The sequence below is a fragment of the Roseateles sp. P5_E4 genome (assembly GCF_054049255.1).
This window is the reverse complement of record NZ_JBFUMS010000012.1, coordinates 198,821-215,338: the sequence shown is the minus strand read 5'-3', so window position 1 is coordinate 215,338 and position 16,518 is coordinate 198,821. Positions and strand designations below refer to the sequence as shown.

The following is a 16,518-nucleotide window of genomic DNA, read 5'->3' as shown; positions in this document are numbered from 1 at the left end:
GATTCTCCCAGGCCACAATTCCAGCCATGTCGAGTACGACCCCTTCCAACACCGATGCCGGTGATCCGCAGCAGTCTGAGCAGGTGGCCGAGCGGGCCGCCATCGCAACCGCCGAAAAGCAGCGCACCGCCGAGGTGGAGGCCGCCGCGCGCGAGGGCCGCGAAAGGCTGCTGACCGAAGTCAATGCGCTGCCGGCCCTGCCGGGCGTCTACCGCTATTTCGATGCCAAGGGCGAGGTGCTCTACGTCGGCAAGGCGAAAGACCTGAAGCGCCGCGTCAGCAGCTATTTCCAGAAGAACCATGGCGGCACCCGCATCGGCCTGATGGTGGCCCGCGTTGCGCGCCTGGAAACCACGGTGGTGCGCACCGAGGCCGAGGCGCTGCTGCTCGAGAACAACCTGATCAAGACGTTGAACCCGCGCTTCAACATCGTGTTCCGGGATGACAAGAGCTACCCCTATCTGAAGATCACCTCGCACGCCTGGCCGCGCATGGCCTACTACCGCGGTGCGGTGGACAAGCGGCACAAATACTTTGGCCCCTTCCCGAGCGCCTGGGCGGTGAAGGAGTCCATCCAGCTGATGCAGAAGGTCTTCAAGCTGCGCACTTGCGAGGACAGCGTCTTCAACAACCGCAGCCGGCCTTGCCTGCTGCACCAGATCAAGCGCTGCTCGGGCCCTTGCGTGCCGGCCGGGCAGACGCCCGAGTACGCGCGTGATGTGGATAGCGCCGAGCGCTTCCTGCGCGGCGAGACCAACGAGGTGATGGCCGCGCTGCAGGAGCAGATGGGCGCCTATGCCGAGCGCTTCGAGTACGAGCTGGCGGCCGAGGTGCGCAACCAGATCCAGGCGCTGTCCAAGGTGCTGCAGCAGCAGGTCATCGAGGAAAGCAGCGCCACGGGCCGCGACCGTGATGTCGACGTGCTGGCCGTCAAGGTGCAGGGCGGCAAGGCTTGCGTGAATCTCGCCATGGTGCGCGGTGGACGGCATCTGGGTGACCGCGCCTTCTTCCCCAAGCATGTCGATGACGCGACTGCCGTTCAGCTCAACGATGAAGAAATGCTGTCGCCTGAGCGGCAAGTGCTCGAGGCCTTCATGGCCCAGCACTACCTGGCCTCGCCGGCTCCCGGGTTGATCGTCGTCAGCGAGATGGTGGATGCGGGGCTGGCCGAAGCCCTCGGCATCCAGACTGGCAGCCGCGTGACTGTGCAGGCCCAGCCGCGCGGGCAGCGGCGCATCTGGCTGGAGATGTGCGTCAAGGGCGCGGAGCTGGCACTGGCACGGCTGCTGGCGGAGGAAGGCTCCCAGCATGCGCGCACGCGGGCCCTGGTCGACGCGCTGGATCTGTCGGTTGCCGAGATTGACAAGTTCCGTGTCGAATGCTTCGACATCAGCCACACGGCAGGCGAGGCGACGATGGCGAGCTGCGTCGTGTTTGAGAACCACCAGATGCAGAGCAGCCAGTACCGGCGCTACAACATCGAGGGCATCACGGGCGGCGATGACTACGCGGCCATGCGCCAGGTGCTGACGCGCCGCTACAGCAAGATGGCCGAAGCCGCCCAGCTGGGCACCGGCCGCCTGCCCGATCTCGTGCTCGTCGACGGTGGCCGCGGCCAGGTGTCGATGGCGCGCGAGGTTTTCGAGGAGCTGGGGCTGGACCTCGGCCTCATTGCCGGCGTCGAAAAAGGCGAGGGCCGCAAGGTCGGGCTGGAGGAACTTGTTTTTGCCGACGGGCGCGCGAAGATCTACCTCGGCCGCGACTCGGCGGCGCTGATGCTGATCGCGCAGATCCGCGATGAGGCGCACCGCTTTGCCATCACGGGCATGCGCGCCAAGCGCGCCGCGACCCGCACCGGCGGCTCACGGCTGGAGGACGTGCCGGGGGTCGGCCCGAAGAAGCGTGCTCAGTTGCTGCAGCGCTTTGGCGGCGTGCGCGGCGTGGCGGGCGCGAGCGTGGACGAGCTGTGCAGCGTGAAGGGCGTGTCGCGCGAACTTGCCGAGGAGATCTACCGCGCGCTGCACTGAAGTGCAGAACGCGCGAGTTGGCCGAAGAAATCTACCGCGCGCTGCACTGAGGTGTAGAACGCTTACGCTGCGTTGCATTGCGCTACCAGCGCCGCAGTTGCGGTGAGAAATTCGTCGCACCTCGAGCAGGGGACGAAGCAGAACAATGCGAGCCATGAGGAGAACGCCGTGCCCACCATCGCCCCCTTGAAACGCGCCGCACGCTGGCTGATCGGTCCGCTGCTGGCCGGCTGCGCGGCAACGCCACGTGCCCCGGCGCCTGTGGTGCCCACTGACGGCGTGCCACGCGCCGTGGTTCTAGAGCCCGCGCCGCAGCCGTCGCCAACCGTTGTGGCGGCCCCCAAGCCCGCCGGCTTGCCACCGCCCAAGCCGGTGCGCACCCACGACGAGTTGCGTCGCCAGGCCGCGGAGCGCCTCGTCATGGCCAACCCGGAAGGCAGCTTCATGACCAAGGCGCCCTCGCATGTACTGAGCGTCGTGGTGCTGGAGATCGAGGTCAAGGCCGACGGCAGCGTGCGCCGCGTCAACGTGGTCCGCAAACCCAGGTTTGCGCCGGAAACCCTGCAACTGGCCATCGATGCCGTCCATCGTGCCGCGCCCTTTGGCGACGTGCGCCGCATGCCCGAGCCTTGGAAGTTCACCGAGACCTTTCTCTTCGAAGAGGACCGGCGCTTCAAGCCGCTCAGCCTGAACTGAGGGCTGGCCGCCACAGTTGCGCCGGCGGCGCCCCGGGGGCTGGCGTCGACATGGGCACAATGCTGGCATGTTCCTGACGCTGCCGACTCTGCTGACCTGGGCCCGCATTGTGGCGATCCCGCTGATCGTCGGCGTGTTCTATCTGGAAATGACGCCGGCGCACCAGAACCTGTTCGCGACGGTTCTGTTCGTCGTGGTCGCGTTGACCGACTGGCTGGACGGCTATCTGGCGCGCAAGCTCAACCAGACTTCCTCCTTCGGCGCTTTCCTCGACCCGGTGGCCGACAAATTCCTGGTCTGCTCGGCGCTGCTGATCCTGCTGGAACTCGGCCGAGTCAACGCCTTCGTCGCCCTCGTCATCGTCGGCCGCGAGATCGCGATCTCGGCCTTGCGCGAATGGATGGCCCAGATCGGCGCCTCGCGCAGCGTCGCCGTGCACATGGTGGGCAAGCTGAAGACGACGGTGCAGATGGTGGCCATCCCCTTCCTGCTCTATGACGGCCAGCTTTTCGGCCTCATTCCGACGCGGCTCTGGGGTACCTGGCTGATCTACGCAGCCGTCGTGCTGACCATCTGGTCCATGGTCTATTACCTGCAGAAGGCCTTGCCGGAAATCCGTGCCAAGGCCCGCTAGGACGCCGTCCTGGTTCACGCCGGACGCCGAGTTGTATCGGGACTTTTCCCGCCCCGCCCACCGCCAGACGCGCGTCTAGAATCCGCTTCCCCGCGCGCGCCTTGGTCGCTTTAGTCGGCCTGTCACAGGCTGCGCAGTGCGCGGGATCGACATCTGCATCGCAGTCCTGCAGCCGGTCACGGTGCAGGGCTCAACAGTCCGCTGAATCGTCATGAGGGGGCACGAGTGAACAAGTCCGAATTGATCGAGCACATCGCCAAGCAGGCCGACATCTCCAAGGCTGCCGCAGGCCGTGCGCTCGAAGCCGTGATCGGCGGCGTCAAGACGACGCTGAAGAAGAACGGCACCGTCTCGCTGGTAGGCTTCGGCACCTTCAGCATCACCAAGCGTGCTGCGCGCGCCGGCCGCAACCCACGCACCGGCGATACCATCAAGATCAAATCGGCCAAGGTGCCCAAGTTCAAACCCGGCAAGGCGCTCAAGGACGCCGTGAACTGAACCTTCGGCCGATCCCGGTTTTCACCGGGCGCTTAGCTCAGTTGGTAGAGCACCTCCCTTACACGGAGATTGTCGGCGGTTCGAGCCCGTCAGCGCCCACCACCCGACCCCAGGGCGGCGTCCGCCGTCTCGCATTTAGAATGCGGCTCCCTCGAAGGCGAACCCCGGTTCGCCTTCGTCGCGTTTGATCCTCAAGGCTCCCCGAGATGTTTGAATTCGTCCGCCAGCACAACCGCCTGTTCCAGTTTCTGTTGATGCTGTTGATCCTGCCGTCCTTCGCCCTCGTCGGCATGCAGGGCTACACCAGCATGATGGGTGGTGCCAACACCGGCGTGGCAAGCGTCGATGGCCGCAAGATCACCCAGGCCGAATGGGACGTCGCCCAACGTGAGCAGGCCGACCGCATCCGCCGCCAGAGCCCGGGCGTCGATGCCAAGCTGCTGGATACGCCGGAAGTGAAACGCCAGGCCCTCGAAAACCTGGTCAACGAGCGCACGCTCAAGGCCGCCGCGGAGCACCAGCACTTCACGCCCAGCGTTGAGTCCGTCAACGCCCGCTTCTGGAATGACCCGCAATTCGCCTTCCTGCGCAACCCCGACGGCACGGTCAACAAGGCCCTGCTCGCAGCCCAGGGCATGACGCCTTCCATCTTCATGGAGCGCCTGCGCCAGGACTACGCCGTCCGTCAGGTCACGGCCCCCATCGAGTCCTCGGCTGCCGTCGGCGCCGCCAGCCCCAAGCTGGCCTTCGACGCCCTGCTGCAGCAACGTGAGGTGCAGTTGCAGCGTTTCGACGTCAAGGACTTCGCCGCCAAGCTCAGCCCGAGCGATGCCGACGTCGAGGCCTTCTACAAGGAACCGGCGAATGCCGCCAAGTTCCAGCTGCCTGAATCGGCCCAGATCCAGTACGTCGTGCTCGACCTGGATGCGCTGAAGAAGGACGTCAAGTTCAGCGAAGACGACCTGCAGAACTACTACAAGGAAAACGCTGCACGCTATGGCGTGCCCGAGGAGCGCCGCGCCAGCCACATCCTCATCAAGGTGGAGCGCAATGCGCCAGCCGAAGAGCGCGCCAAGGCCAAGGCCAAGGCTGAGGAGATCCTGGCGCAAGTGCGCAAGAACCCCGGCGAGTTCGCCGCGCTGGCCAAGAAGAATTCCCAGGACGAAGGCTCGGGCGCCAACGGTGGCGACCTCGACTTCTTCAGCCGCGGCGCCATGGTCAAGGAGTTCGATGCGGCGGTCTACGCGATGAAGCAGGGCGAGATCAGCAACCTTGTCGAGACCGATTTCGGTTATCACATCATCCAGCTGACCGGTACCCGCGGCGGCGACAAGAAGCCCTTCGAGGCCGTGCGCACCGAGGTCGAGAACGAAGTGCGCAAGCAGCTCGCCCAGCGCCGCTACTCCGAGGCTGCCGAGCAGTTCGGCAATCTCGTCTACGAGCAGTCCGACAGCCTGCAGCCCGCAGCCGACAAGCTCAAGCTGCAGGTCCAGACCGCCACCGTGCAGCGCCTGCCGCAGCCTGGCGCAGCGGGCCCGCTCGCCTCGCCCAAGCTGCTGGAAGCCGTCTTCGGCAACGATGCACTGCGCAACAAGCGCAACACTGAAGCCGTCGAGACCGGTCCCAGCCAGCTCGTGTCGGCTCACGTCACCCAGCACAACCCGGCCCGCGTGCCGCCGCTGGCCGACGTGAAGGACAAGGTGCGCGAGCAGCTCGTGCACAAGCTCGCCGCCGATCAGGCCAGGAAGGCCGGCGAAGCCCGCCTGGCCGCGATGAAGGCCAACCCGGCGGACACCGCCGGCCTGGAAGCTGCCGTCTCCGTTTCGCGCGCCAAGCCGCAGAACCTGACGCGCACCCAGCTCGAAGCCGTGCTCGGCGCCGATGCCGCCAAGTTGCCGGCCGCCGTTGGCGTGGCGGCCGACGACGGCGGTTATGTCGTCGTGCGCATCAACCAGCTGCAGCCTCGCGACGCCGCCGTCATCGACGACAAGCGCGCCGCCCAGCAGTACGCCGGCGCCTGGGCGCGTGCCGAAGGCGCCGCCTATCTGGCCGCTTTGAAGTCGCAATACAAGGCCGCCATCAAGGTCGAGGCACCGGCCTCGGCGGCCAGCGCACCCTGATTTATCGGTTATACTTTTTGGCTCTGCGGTGGCTGTAGCTCAGTTGGTAGAGTCCAGGATTGTGATTCCTGTCGTCGTGGGTTCGAGTCCCATCAGCCACCCCAAATAAAGCAAGGACCTGGAAGCGAAAGCCTCCAGGTCCTTTTTGCTTTTGGGCGGCCGCCGTACGCGGCCGGTTCACGCCTCAGCGCATCGTGTAGCCGCGCCCGTCCATGCAGGCTTCGACGGCGCGTTGGAACACACCGGCGTCGGACATGGCGGCCTGCTGAGTCGTCGCCCAGCGGTTGCATTCGCGGCTGTCGGCTTCCAGTTGGACGCCGCTCTGGCCGTTGCGCGGATAGATGATCGGCACGGCACGCGACGGCTGGGTGTAAACCGGTTGCACGGGCTGCACATACACCGGCTGCGGTGGCGGGGGCGGCGGCACATAGACCACCTCGCGCTCAGCCTGATTCGCCATCGCGATCAGCGGCACCGCCACTGCCAGGCCGAGGACCAAGCCACCGAGACCGGGGCCGCGGTGATGATGGTGATGGTGGTAGTAGCGGGGGCCGGCGCTCGCCAGGCCTTGGGCGGCCAGCAGGGCCAGAACAACAGAGGCGCGGACAAGGGTCTTCATGACAGGCTCGCTCAGGTCGAATGCGGTGAACTTAACGCTGCAATGCCTGTACGGTGTACTGCGGCTGCCCGCAATTTGCAACACGTCGTAGCAAATGGCGCGTCAACCGGCATAGCCCAAGGGCAATGCCGTCGTCAGCTTGAGTTCCTCCATGGCGAAGCTGGAGCTGACGTCGCGCAGCTGAGTGCCGGCGATGAGGCGCTTGTAGACCCTGTCATAGGCGGCAATGTCGGGCACCACCACCCGCAGCAGATAGTCCACGTCGCCGCTCATGCGATAGAACTCGACGACCTCGGGGATGGCCTGCACCGTGGCCTTGAAGGTCTCGAACCAATCCTGGCTGTGGGTGCTGGTGCGCACCGAGACGAAGACGGTGACGCCGACATTCACCTTCTGCGCGTCCAGCAGCGCCACCTGGCGTGTGATGACGCCCGATTCCTTCAGACGCTGGATGCGCCGCCAGCACGGCGTCGTCGACAGGCCGACCTGCTGCGCCACCTCGGCCGTCTGAAGCTCGGCGTTCTGTTGAAGGATGTCGAGGATGCGGATGTCTATGGAATCCAGTTTCATGGAATCGATCATATAAAGCATTGCATGCCCGGTCCGGGCGATTGAAAGCCGGCTTGCGCAAACCGTTTGTGCCCGAAGCTGGCAACAATACCGCCAGCGCATCCCACTGCCGCAGCGGCCAGCACCATGGAAATCTATCTCGACGCCAACGCCACCACGCCCGTCCTGCCGCAAGCCCGCGAAGCCGCCATGGCCGCGATGGCCGATGACTTCGGCAACCCCAGCAGCGTCCACAGCACCGGGCTGAAGGCGAGGGCGCTGATGGACGGCGTTCGGGCCCGTGCTCGCCGCGTGCTCGGGGCGAGCTCGGGCAAGCTGCTTTTCCTCAGCGGAGCGACGGAGGGCATCCAGACGGCCGTGCTGTCGGCGCTGAGCGCCTTGAGGGACGTGCCAACCCGGCCCAAGCTGCTGCTCTACGGCGCCACCGAGCACAAGGCGGTGCCCGAGGCCATCAAGCACTGGAATGCGCTGCTCGGCCTGAACCTGCAGGTGCTGGCCATTCCCGTCGGCCGCGACGGCCGCCATGACCTCGCCTGGCTGCGCGAGCACGCACCGCGCGCCGGCCTCGTCTGCACGATGGCGGCCAACAACGAGACCGGCGTCATCAGCGATCTGGATGGCATCGAGCAGGCGCTTTTCGGCAGCGCGGCGCTGTGGATGGTGGACGGCGTGCAGGCCCTGGGCAAGCTGCCGCTGCGCCTGGCCGAGCGCCGCATCGACTACGCGCCGTTCTCGGGCCACAAGCTCTACGCCCCCAAGGGTATCGGCCTGCTCTATGTGCGCGAAGGCGCGCCCTTCACGCCGCTGCTGGCTGGCGGCGGGCAGGAAGGTGCGCTGCGCTCGGGCACCGAGAACATGTCCGGCATTGCCGCCCTGGGCGCCGTGCTGGCGGCGCTGGAGGACGGCAAGACCTTTCGCGATCACGCCACCCTCGTCGCCTTCCGCGACCGCCTGGCTGGCGCGCTGCAGCAGGCCTTCCCCGGTCTCGTGTTCAATGCACCGCCCGAGGTCTGCCTGCCGACGACGCTGAACTTCGCCGTGCCGGGTGTCAGCTCCAAGCTGCTGCTGGACCTCTTCGATGCTGCAGAACTGCGCGTCAGCGGCGGCTCGGCCTGCAGCGCGGCCAAGGCCCAGCCGAGCTATGTGCTGGAGGCCATGGGCCTGCCGGCCTGGCAAGCGGCCGCAGCAGTGCGCCTGTCCTTCGGCCCGGTGGCCGATGCCGCCTTCATCGACGAGGCCTGCGCCCGCATCCGCATCTGTGGCGAGTCCCTGCGCGAGAGCTGCCTGGACCCGAGCGCTCCCGGCCAGGCCCTGCCGGCCGATGGCCTGACGCGCTTCGTTGTCGATGGCGCCTGCTGCTATCTGCTGGCCGATGCCGCCAGCCGCCGTGCCGTTGTCGTCGACCCGTTGCCCGAGCTGACCGAACGCCTGGCTCAGTGGCTGACCTGCCAGGGTTATGAACTCGCCGCCGTGCTCGACACCCACAGCCATGGCGACCACGCCTCGTCCGCGTCCGAGCTGCTCGCTGCCGCCGGCCAGTCGCGCGGTGATGTCGACGGCCTGGGCTGGCCAATCGGCGCCGACGCCATCGCGCTGGGCACCTCCCGGCTGAGCCGCATGCCGATTCCCGGCCACACCCAGGACTCGACGGCCTATCTGCTGTACGACGCGGGCGGATTGCGCCTGGCCTTCGTCGGCGACACCGTCATGCCCGGCGCCCTGGGCCGCAGCGACTTCGAACAGAGCGCGCCGCTGGCCTACGGCAGCTCGCTAGGCCGCCTGGAAAAGGCCGTCGGCCCCCACGCCCTGCTGCTGCCCGGTCACGACTACGACGACCGCTTCGCCAGCACGCTGGCCGTGGAGTGCGTCGCCCAGCCGCTGCTGGGCGACGTGCTGGGTGGCCGCATCGACGGCGCCGGCTTTGCGGCCGCCAAGGCCCAGCTGGAGCAGGGCCTGGCGCTGACCGAATACCAGACCGTGGCCTGCGGCGCGCGCGTCGACAGCGCTTGCCCGCTTGCTTCCAGCGAGATGAGCCTGGACGAACTGAATGACCTGCTGCGCGAGCACCCGCAGCTTCTGCTCGTCGATGTACGCGAGCCCTACGAGCAGCGCCTGGGCCAGGCGCCCGAGCTCGGCGCGGGCGTGCGCCGCGAGGCCGTGCCGCTGTCGGGCCTGCCCAATGCGCTGGCACGCTGGCTGACCCTGCCGGCCGAGACGCCCATCGTCTTCTTCTGCCGCAGCGGCAACCGCAGCGCGCAAGCCGCGCAGGCTCTACGGCGGCTTGGGCATGAGCAGGCCTGGAGCCTGGGCGGTGGCCTGGCGCTGTGGCCGCGGGCGCTGGCCGGTGCCGACGCCGCGCTCGCCATCTGAGCGCCGGACCTGAAACCAGTTTCAGCGTCCTGGGTTCAAAGCCGGGCGGCGACCTCTTCGGCCAGGGCCAGCGAGGCCGTCAGCCCGGGCGACTCGATGCCGAACAGCTGCACCAAGCCCGGCGTCGCGGTGTCGATGCGGAAGTCCGCCGCCGCCTCGCCCGGGCCGCTCAGCTTTGGCCGGATGCCGCTGTAGGCCGGCTGCAGCGCGCCCGCGGGCAGGCCCGGCCAGTAGCCGCGCACCTCGGCCTCGAAGGCCGGTGCCAGGGCAGGGTCGACGGCGTAGTCCAGCCTGGCCGGCGCGCGCTCGGTCAACCACTGCACATCAGGCCCGAAGCGCGCCTGGCCGCCCAGATCCAGCGTCAGATGCACACCCAGGCCGCCGTCTACCGGCAGCGGGTAGATCAAGTGCGAGAACGGCGCCCGTCCGGCGAGTGAGAAGTAGTGGCCGCGGGCAAAGCGCAGTGGTGGCACAGGCGTGCCCAGGGATTCAGCGACCTGCGCAGCAAACAGCCCAGCTGCATTGATGACGCAGCGCGCGCCCAGCTCGAAATCCTCCACCAGCAGCCGCCAGCCATCACCCTCCCGCGCGCCACCGGTCACCGCACTGGCCAGGGCCAGCGTCGCGCCGGCGTTCTCGGCGTCAGCCAGCAGGGCTGTCATCAGGCCATGGCTGTCGACGATGCCGCTGGACGGCGACAGCAGCGCACCCGCGGCGTTCAAGGCCGGCTCCAGCGCCAGCGTTTCGGTCCGACGCAGCAGGCGCAGGTCGTCAACGCCATTGGCCACGCCAGCCTCGGCGATCTGCTCCAGCCGCGGCAGGTCCTCGGCGCGTGTTGCCACCACCAGCTTGCCGCAGCGACTGTGCGCAATGCCGCGCGCCGCGCAGTAGTCGTAGAGCAGCATCTTGCCGCGCACGCACAGCCGCGCCTTCAGGCTGCCGGTTGGGTAGTAGAGGCCGGCGTGGATGACCTCGCTGTTGCGCGAGGAGATGCCCGTGCCGATGGCGCCAGCGGCCTCGATGACGACGACCTCACGCCCGCGCAGCGCCAGCTCGCGCGCGATCGCGAGGCCGACAACGCCGGCACCGATGACGGCAATATCCACCTGATCCATGAACGGAGTTTGCCTTGCCTAAAATGCGCGGCGCTTCGCGGCGAGTGCCGTGACGCCGTCTCTGCCGAGGGGTGCTGCGACGAGGGTCATGATGCCTTCGCCACGCTTGGTGAGGACGACAGGACAAGGGCGCCCTCTGTGAAGAAGAGGCTCCCGCATGCATTCCCCTCCCGCATCCCCTTCCGCATCGATACGCACCATCCTGCCGCTGGCCTTCGTCACCGGCGTCAGCATGGCCGCGATGGATCTCTACCTGCCCGCCGTGCCGGCCCTGCAGGCCGGCATGGGCATCAGCGTGCCCTTGGCCCAGGCCACCGTGGCCGTCTACCTGGCCGGCCTGGCAGGCGCCCAACTGCTGTGGGGCGAGCTGCTGAACCGCCTCGGTCCGCGGCGCTGCGTCGAGGTGGGCCTGCTGCTGCTGGTGCTGACCAGCCTGGGCTGCGCTTTAGCGCCCAACATCGAGACGCTGCTGGTGCTGCGCCTGCTGCAGGGTGTGTCGGCCGCGGCGGCCACGGTGGTGGCACCCACCGTCGTGCGCGCCACGCTGGCCGATGCCGATGTGGTGCGCGGCATCGCCGCAATCTCCATGGTCGAGGCCATCGTGCCCGCGGCCGGGCCGGTGCTGGGCGCGCTGATGCTGCGCGTGACGGACTGGCGCGGCACCTTCTGGGTGCTGGCGGCCCTGGCGCTGCTGTTGCTGCCGTGGGTGGTGAAGATCGCGCCGCGCAGGCTGCCTGGGCTCAACCTCGAGCACGACGCCGGCTATCTCGGCATCCTGCGCAACCGCAGCTATCTGCGGCTGGCCGGTTCGCATGCGCTGTGCATCGGCGCCTTGCTGACCTTCTTGGCCAGCGCGCCCCAGCTGCTGCAGCACACCCTGGGGCTGGGCACGGCAGCATTCGCGCTGCTGCAGGTGCTGGGTGTCGGCTCCTTCATGCTGGGCGCCTCGCAGTCGGGCCGGCTGGCCGCGCGCCTGGGCCATGCGCGCGTCGTGAGGCTGGGCAGCGTGGTGCAGCTGGTGGCCTGCACGCTGGCGCTGCTGGCTGCCTGGAGCGGGGCGCAGCTGCCTTATGCGGCGCTGGCAGCCTACTGGATGTGTTTCTGCGGCGCCCTGGCCATCCGCGGGCCGGCGACCTTCGTCGATGCCCTGGCGCTGCCGCCCGCCCAGATGGGCCGCGCGACGGCCTTGCTGGTGCTGGCGCTGCTTGCCGCCGGCGCCGTCGGTACGCAGTTGGTGGCGCCTTTCCTCGGGCATGCGGACAGCGCAGTGCCGTTGTTCAGCGGCGTGCTGTTGATGCTGCTGGCCAGCGCGGCGCTGGTGTGGCGCTATCCCTTGGTGCCTAAGGCTTGAGGTCCAGGGCGCGGAAGGCGCGCTTGCCCTTGTCCGCGTCCTTGCAGGCCTTCTTGCCGACCATCACGCCGCCGTCGTCGCTGAGCAGCGTGAGCAGCCCGTCCGGCCAGGCGAACAGCGCCTCCGGGCGCAGCGTGCCGAGTTCGGCCTTGACGGGCGCCGGCACATCGGTGGCCTTGCCGCTCCAGCGGAACAGCGCGAAGCTGCCCACGTCGGCCGGCGGGCCAGCGGCGATCAGATAGCCGCTGCCCACGCGCTCGATGGAGCGCACGCCGCGCCCACCCAGGTCCAGGCGGATGGCGCTGCCAAAGCGCGCTGGGCTCTTCCCGCTCACCAGCTCGGCCGGGTTCAGCAGCGGAATGACGAGGGCACGCCCCTGCGGAATCGGGTTGCGCAGGCCGATCAGCAGGCTGCCATCGGGCGCCGCGGCCAGGCCTTCGATGTTGAAGCCGCCTTCCGCCTCGGCCGCGCGGCCAGCAGCGTCGGAGAGTTTCAGCGGCGCCAGGGCCGGCGCCGCCAGCAGGTCGGCCAGCAGGCCCGTGTAGGGCTGGCCCACCGGCTCCACCGTCGTGCCGCGGATCTCGGTGGCGAAGAAGCGCAGCCGGTCTTCGCGTACCTTGCCGGCGCTGTTGCGCGCATGCGAGGCGATCCAGTAGATGCGGCGGCCGACCTGGGCCGCGCCTTCGAGGTCGGCTTCCTTGTCGGCCTTCAAGAACTTGTCGAGGTCGATCCCGCCGACGCTTTTGGCTTCGCCGCGCCTGTAGATGGTCAGCCGGTTGTGCTCATCATCGGCAACGACGAAATGACGCGCATCCAGCGCCACCGCCGCCGAGGCGTCGCACAGGCCCTCATAGCGCGTCTGCGCCGCGGCCGCGCCTACCGCACACAGCAGCAGCGCAGCCAGCGCGCGCATCAGGCCGCCAACGGCGCGGTGCGCAGCAGCAGCCAGGCCAGGGCCGGGCCGCTGACCTTGGCGCTCAGGCGCTCTCGCACGGTGGCGTGGTAGCGGTTCAGCCAGTCGATCTCGTCGGCGCGCATCAGGCTGATGTCGATGCAGCGCGTGTCGATGGGGCACAGCGTCAGCGTCTCGAACTCCAGCATCTCGCCGAAGGCGTTCTTCTCCGGCGTATCGATGGCGACGTTGAGCACCAGGTTCTCGATGCGCACACCCCACAGCCCCGGCCGATACAGGCCTGGCTCGATGGACGTGATCATGCCGGGCTCCATGGCCATGGCCGGCTCGGCAATCGCCTTGCTGATGCTCTGCGGGCCTTCATGCACATTCATGAAGTAGCCCACGCCGTGACCCGTGCCGTGGCCGTAATCCAGGCCGTGCTCCCACAGCGGCGCGCGGGCGATCGCGTCCAGCATGGGGCTGAGCGTGCCGCGCGGGAAGCGGGTGCGCGACAGCGCCAGCGTGCCCTTGAGCACCAGCGTGTAGTCGCGCTTCTGCGCCGCGCTGACGGTGCCGATGGGCCAGACGCGTGTGATGTCCGTCGTGCCACCCACGTACTGGCCGCCGGAGTCGATCAGCAGCAGGCCGTTGCCTTCGATCTGGGCGTGCGACTCGGGCGTGGCGCGGTAGTGCGGCTGGGCGCCATTGGCCATCCAGCCCGCAATCGTCGAGAAGGACAGGCCCACGAAGCCCGGGCGCCTCTTGCGCGCGGCCGTCAGCTGGGTGTCGACGTCCAGCTCGCTCCAGCGTTCGCCGCGGGCCATTGAGGCTTCGAAGTCGGCATAGAACTCGCACATCGCCGCGCCGTCCTCGGCCATGGCCTCGCGGATGAAGGCGGCCTCGGCGGCGGTCTTGCGGCTCTTCAGCAGCGTGCTCGGGTTGATCTGCTCGACGACGGCCACGGTGGCCGTCACGGCCTCGCGCAGGCCCAGGGTCACGCGGCGTGGGTCGATCAGCAGCTTGGCCGAAGCGGGCAGGGCAGCCAGGGCGGATGCGGCTTGTTCGTAGGGCGCCAGCTGGATGCCGTCCGCGGCCAGACGGGCCGCCACGTCGGCTGGCACCTTGCCGTCGCCAATGAAGAGGCGGCCGCCGGTGGGGTCCAGCAGCAGGTGGGCGATGAAGACCGGGTTGCACTGCACGTCGCTGCCGCGCAGATTCAGCAGCCAGGCCACGTCGTCCACGGTAGACACGAGGTGGTGGGTCGCCTGCACCGTCGCCATCGCGGCGCGCACGCGGGCCAGCTTGTCGGCGCGGGACACGGCGGCCTGCGGCGCGGCGTGCTCGTAGACGGGTTCGGTGGGCAGGCCGGGGCGGCTGTCCCAGGCGTCCTGCACGAGGTCGAGGTCGGTGCGCAGCGTGATGCCGGCGCGCTGCATGGCCGTGCGCAGGGCATTGGCCAGGGACAGCCCCAACACCTGGCCGTCCACGGCGATCGACTGGCCGGGTTGCAGGGCCTTGGCGATCCAGTCGATGTACTGCGTCGACGCGCCCGAGTTCATCTTCTCAAGCTGGATGCCGCTGCCGTCGATCTGCGCCTCGGCCTGGGCCCAGTAGCGGCTGTCGGCAAACAGGGCGGCCTGGTCGCGCGTGACGACAAGGCTGCCGACCGAGCCGGTGAAGCCCGACAGCCATTCGCGGCCCTGCCAGCGGTCGGGCAGGTATTCGGACAGGTGCGGATCACTGGACGGCACGAGCACGGCATGCACGCCGTGGGCGTTGAGGGCATCGCGCAGGCGCTCGATGCGCAGGCGGGTTTCGTGGGTGCGGGTGTCCATGGCGTCAGGACCTCGGTGATGGTCCCGCGCCGGGTGGGCTCGGGACCGTGAAAAGGGTGCCTGGGATTGTAGAAGCCGGGTGCACCATGCCGGTGGGCACGGTGCCTGCCGTCAGCGGGCGAAGAACTTCCAATGCCCTGCCGACACGACTTCCGCGGCGCCGTCCACCACCTTGATGGCGCTCTCGTCGTCGAGGGCGTAGGCCGGGCAGCCGATGCCGGCCGCCCATGCCTCGGCGGCGGCCATCGAGTTGCTCGGCCAGCCCGGGTAGTCCAGGTGGGGAAAGATCGCGAAATCGACCATGCCGAGCGCCCTGTCATCGCCCGTGATGGGCGGCCTGGTTTCGACGAAGGCCTCGCCGACGCACGGCGTCATGACCATGCTCCCTGCGCTCAAGCCCACCCACACCATGTCCGGCAGCGATTGCAGCAGGTCGGCCAGCCCCGACTGGCGCATCCAGTGGCACAGGTACAGCGCGTCGCCGCCGTTCACCAGCAGCACGTCCGCCTGCCGCACCCAGCCTTGCCAGCGCGCCCTGTCGATGCTCGGCAGCGCAGTGAGTTCCAGCACCCCGACCGACTTCCAACCCAGCTCGCACATCGGCGTGGACGGCTCCTGGCCGCTGATGAAACGCCACGTGTTGTCAGGGCTGCCGTGCGGATGCCCGTACAGCGCCGTGGGGATGCACAGCGCATGGCACTCGGCGATGGGTTTGCCCAGCAAGTCGAGCAGCGCGGCATGGATGCTCGCGTTGCGGATGCCGGCGGAGGTGAGGAGCAGTTTCATCGGGTCCTTTCCAAACCCGGCCGACCGGGCCGGGCCAGGAACGACGATCGAGGCCGGCCGAAATCGACAACGCCCGGCGTTTTTCCCTACAGCTCCGTGCGCAGCGCCCACAGCTCCGGGAACAGCACCACGTCCAGCATCTTGCGCAGATAGCTGACGCCGCCCGTGCCGCCGGTGCCGCGCTTGAAGCCGATGACGCGCTCTACCGTCGTCACGTGGCGGAAGCGCCAGAGGCGGAAGGCGTCTTCCAGGTCCACCAGCTCCTCGCCCATCTGGTACAGGTCCCAGTTTTTCTCAGGGGCGCGGTAGACCGTCAGCCAGGCTTCCTTGACGCCCTCGTCGGCCACGTGGGGCTGGGTCCAGTCGCGGCTGAGGTTGGCCGCTGGCACCGGGATGCCACGCCGCGCCATCAGCTTGAGCGCCTCGTCGTAGAGGGACGGCGCGTCATAGGCTTCCTTCACCTGGGCCAGCAGGTCGGGCCGGTGCTCGTGCGGCTTGAGCATGGCGGCGTTCTTGTTGCCCAGCAGGAACTCGATGCGCCGGTACTGCGCGCTCTGGAAGCCGCTGCTCTTGGCCAGGTAGGGCCGGATGGCGCTGTACTCGGGCGGCGTCATCGTCGCCAGCACGTCCCAGGCGTGCACCAGCTGCTCCATGATGCGCGACACCCGCGCCAGCATCTTGAAGGCCTCGGGCAGGCGGTCGGCCGCCACGTTCGCGATGGCGGCCTGCAGCTCGTGCAGCATCAGCTTCATCCACAGCTCCGAGGTCTGGTGCTGAACGATGAAGAGCATCTCGTTGTGGTCGGGCGAGAGCGGCTTCTGGGCGCTGAGGATGGCGTCGAGCTGGAGATAGTCCCCATAGCTCATGTCCTTGGAGAAATCGAGCTGGGCGCCGTGATGATCAGTGGTTGCCATGGGAATGCGTAGTGCCTTACCGAGTGACTGCCGTGGAACCGGCTTGCCGGGCCATTGGCAGTGCCCCCTTGAGGGGGCTCGCGAAGCG

General features: G+C 68.3%; 14 protein-coding genes and 2 tRNA genes. 9 read left to right on the top strand and 7 right to left on the bottom strand.

The genetic code is table 11. The features are described from left to right. Nucleotides 1–26 precede the first annotated feature (26 nt). The 7 genes from uvrC to ACXJLH_RS22570 all read left to right on the top strand — a co-directional run bounded on the left by uvrC (nucleotide 27) and on the right by ACXJLH_RS22570 (nucleotide 6,079). Nucleotides 27–2,027, top strand: a complete 2,001-nt coding sequence (gene uvrC, locus ACXJLH_RS22600; protein WP_082532893.1) for an excinuclease ABC subunit UvrC — start codon at nucleotides 27–29, stop codon at nucleotides 2,025–2,027. A gap of 168 nt (nucleotides 2,028–2,195) precedes the next feature. Continuing rightward, entirely contained in the window at nucleotides 2,196–2,723 is a 528-nt protein-coding gene (locus ACXJLH_RS22595) for a hypothetical protein (protein WP_457446401.1), read from the top strand. A gap of 67 nt (nucleotides 2,724–2,790) precedes the next feature. Further along, nucleotides 2,791–3,357, top strand: coding sequence for a CDP-diacylglycerol--glycerol-3-phosphate 3-phosphatidyltransferase (gene pgsA, locus ACXJLH_RS22590; protein WP_439462939.1), 567 nt, complete (start codon nucleotides 2,791–2,793; stop codon nucleotides 3,355–3,357). Nucleotides 3,358–3,582: 225 nt separating this feature from the next. Further along, on the top strand, nucleotides 3,583–3,855 hold the full coding sequence (locus tag ACXJLH_RS22585; protein WP_056201680.1) for an HU family DNA-binding protein: 273 nt from the start codon (nucleotides 3,583–3,585) through the stop codon (nucleotides 3,853–3,855). A 26-nt stretch (nucleotides 3,856–3,881) separates the two neighbouring features. Further along, a tRNA-Val gene (locus ACXJLH_RS22580) sits at nucleotides 3,882–3,957 on the top strand. Nucleotides 3,958–4,061: 104 nt separating this feature from the next. Next, nucleotides 4,062–5,975 (top strand): peptidylprolyl isomerase, encoded by a 1,914-nt coding sequence (locus ACXJLH_RS22575; protein ID WP_457446399.1) that lies wholly within the window; start codon nucleotides 4,062–4,064, stop codon nucleotides 5,973–5,975. A 28-nt stretch (nucleotides 5,976–6,003) separates the two neighbouring features. After that, nucleotides 6,004–6,079 (top strand) — tRNA-His (locus ACXJLH_RS22570). An 80-nt stretch (nucleotides 6,080–6,159) separates the two neighbouring features. Here ACXJLH_RS22570 and ACXJLH_RS22565 read toward each other — a convergent pair. Further along, complete coding sequence (locus ACXJLH_RS22565) at nucleotides 6,160–6,594, bottom strand: hypothetical protein (RefSeq protein ID WP_056201693.1); 435 nt, start codon at nucleotides 6,592–6,594, stop codon at nucleotides 6,160–6,162. 102 nt (nucleotides 6,595–6,696) lie between these two features. Continuing rightward, complete coding sequence (locus ACXJLH_RS22560; RefSeq protein WP_056202466.1) at nucleotides 6,697–7,158, bottom strand: Lrp/AsnC family transcriptional regulator; 462 nt, start codon at nucleotides 7,156–7,158, stop codon at nucleotides 6,697–6,699. Between the two features lie 132 nt (nucleotides 7,159–7,290). Here ACXJLH_RS22560 and ACXJLH_RS22555 point away from each other — a divergent pair, with 132 nt between their 5' ends. Further along, nucleotides 7,291–9,534 carry an aminotransferase class V-fold PLP-dependent enzyme gene (locus tag ACXJLH_RS22555; protein WP_457446397.1) on the top strand — a complete coding sequence of 748 codons (2,244 nt, stop codon included), beginning with the start codon at nucleotides 7,291–7,293 and terminating at the stop codon, nucleotides 9,532–9,534. 35 nt (nucleotides 9,535–9,569) lie between these two features. Here ACXJLH_RS22555 and ACXJLH_RS22550 read toward each other — a convergent pair whose 3' ends face one another. Next, nucleotides 9,570–10,649 carry an NAD(P)/FAD-dependent oxidoreductase gene (locus tag ACXJLH_RS22550; protein ID WP_056201698.1) on the bottom strand — a complete coding sequence of 360 codons (1,080 nt, stop codon included), beginning with the start codon at nucleotides 10,647–10,649 and terminating at the stop codon, nucleotides 9,570–9,572. 157 nt (nucleotides 10,650–10,806) lie between these two features. Between ACXJLH_RS22550 and ACXJLH_RS22545 the strand changes: the two genes are divergently transcribed. Beyond that, the gene (locus tag ACXJLH_RS22545) at nucleotides 10,807–12,000 is read left to right on the top strand and encodes an MFS transporter (RefSeq protein WP_457446395.1); all 1,194 of its coding nucleotides are present in this window, start codon (nucleotides 10,807–10,809) and stop codon (nucleotides 11,998–12,000) included. Here the strand turns inward: ACXJLH_RS22545 and ACXJLH_RS22540 are convergent. The 4 genes from ACXJLH_RS22540 to kynA form a co-directional block, all read right to left on the bottom strand. Further along, on the bottom strand, nucleotides 11,990–12,913 hold the full coding sequence (locus tag ACXJLH_RS22540) for a DUF3616 domain-containing protein (protein WP_457446393.1): 924 nt from the start codon (nucleotides 12,911–12,913) through the stop codon (nucleotides 11,990–11,992). The genes ACXJLH_RS22545 and ACXJLH_RS22540 overlap by 11 nt on opposite strands. Then, on the bottom strand, nucleotides 12,913–14,730 hold the full coding sequence (locus ACXJLH_RS22535) for an aminopeptidase P family protein (RefSeq protein WP_457446391.1): 1,818 nt from the start codon (nucleotides 14,728–14,730) through the stop codon (nucleotides 12,913–12,915). Before ACXJLH_RS22535 ends, ACXJLH_RS22540 begins: the two co-directional genes overlap by 1 nt. 111 nt (nucleotides 14,731–14,841) lie before the next feature. Then, complete coding sequence (locus ACXJLH_RS22530; protein WP_457446389.1) at nucleotides 14,842–15,516, bottom strand: Type 1 glutamine amidotransferase-like domain-containing protein; 675 nt, start codon at nucleotides 15,514–15,516, stop codon at nucleotides 14,842–14,844. 86 nt (nucleotides 15,517–15,602) lie between these two features. Then, nucleotides 15,603–16,430 carry a tryptophan 2,3-dioxygenase gene (kynA, locus tag ACXJLH_RS22525; protein WP_457446387.1) on the bottom strand — a complete coding sequence of 276 codons (828 nt, stop codon included), beginning with the start codon at nucleotides 16,428–16,430 and terminating at the stop codon, nucleotides 15,603–15,605. Nucleotides 16,431–16,518 lie beyond the last annotated feature (88 nt).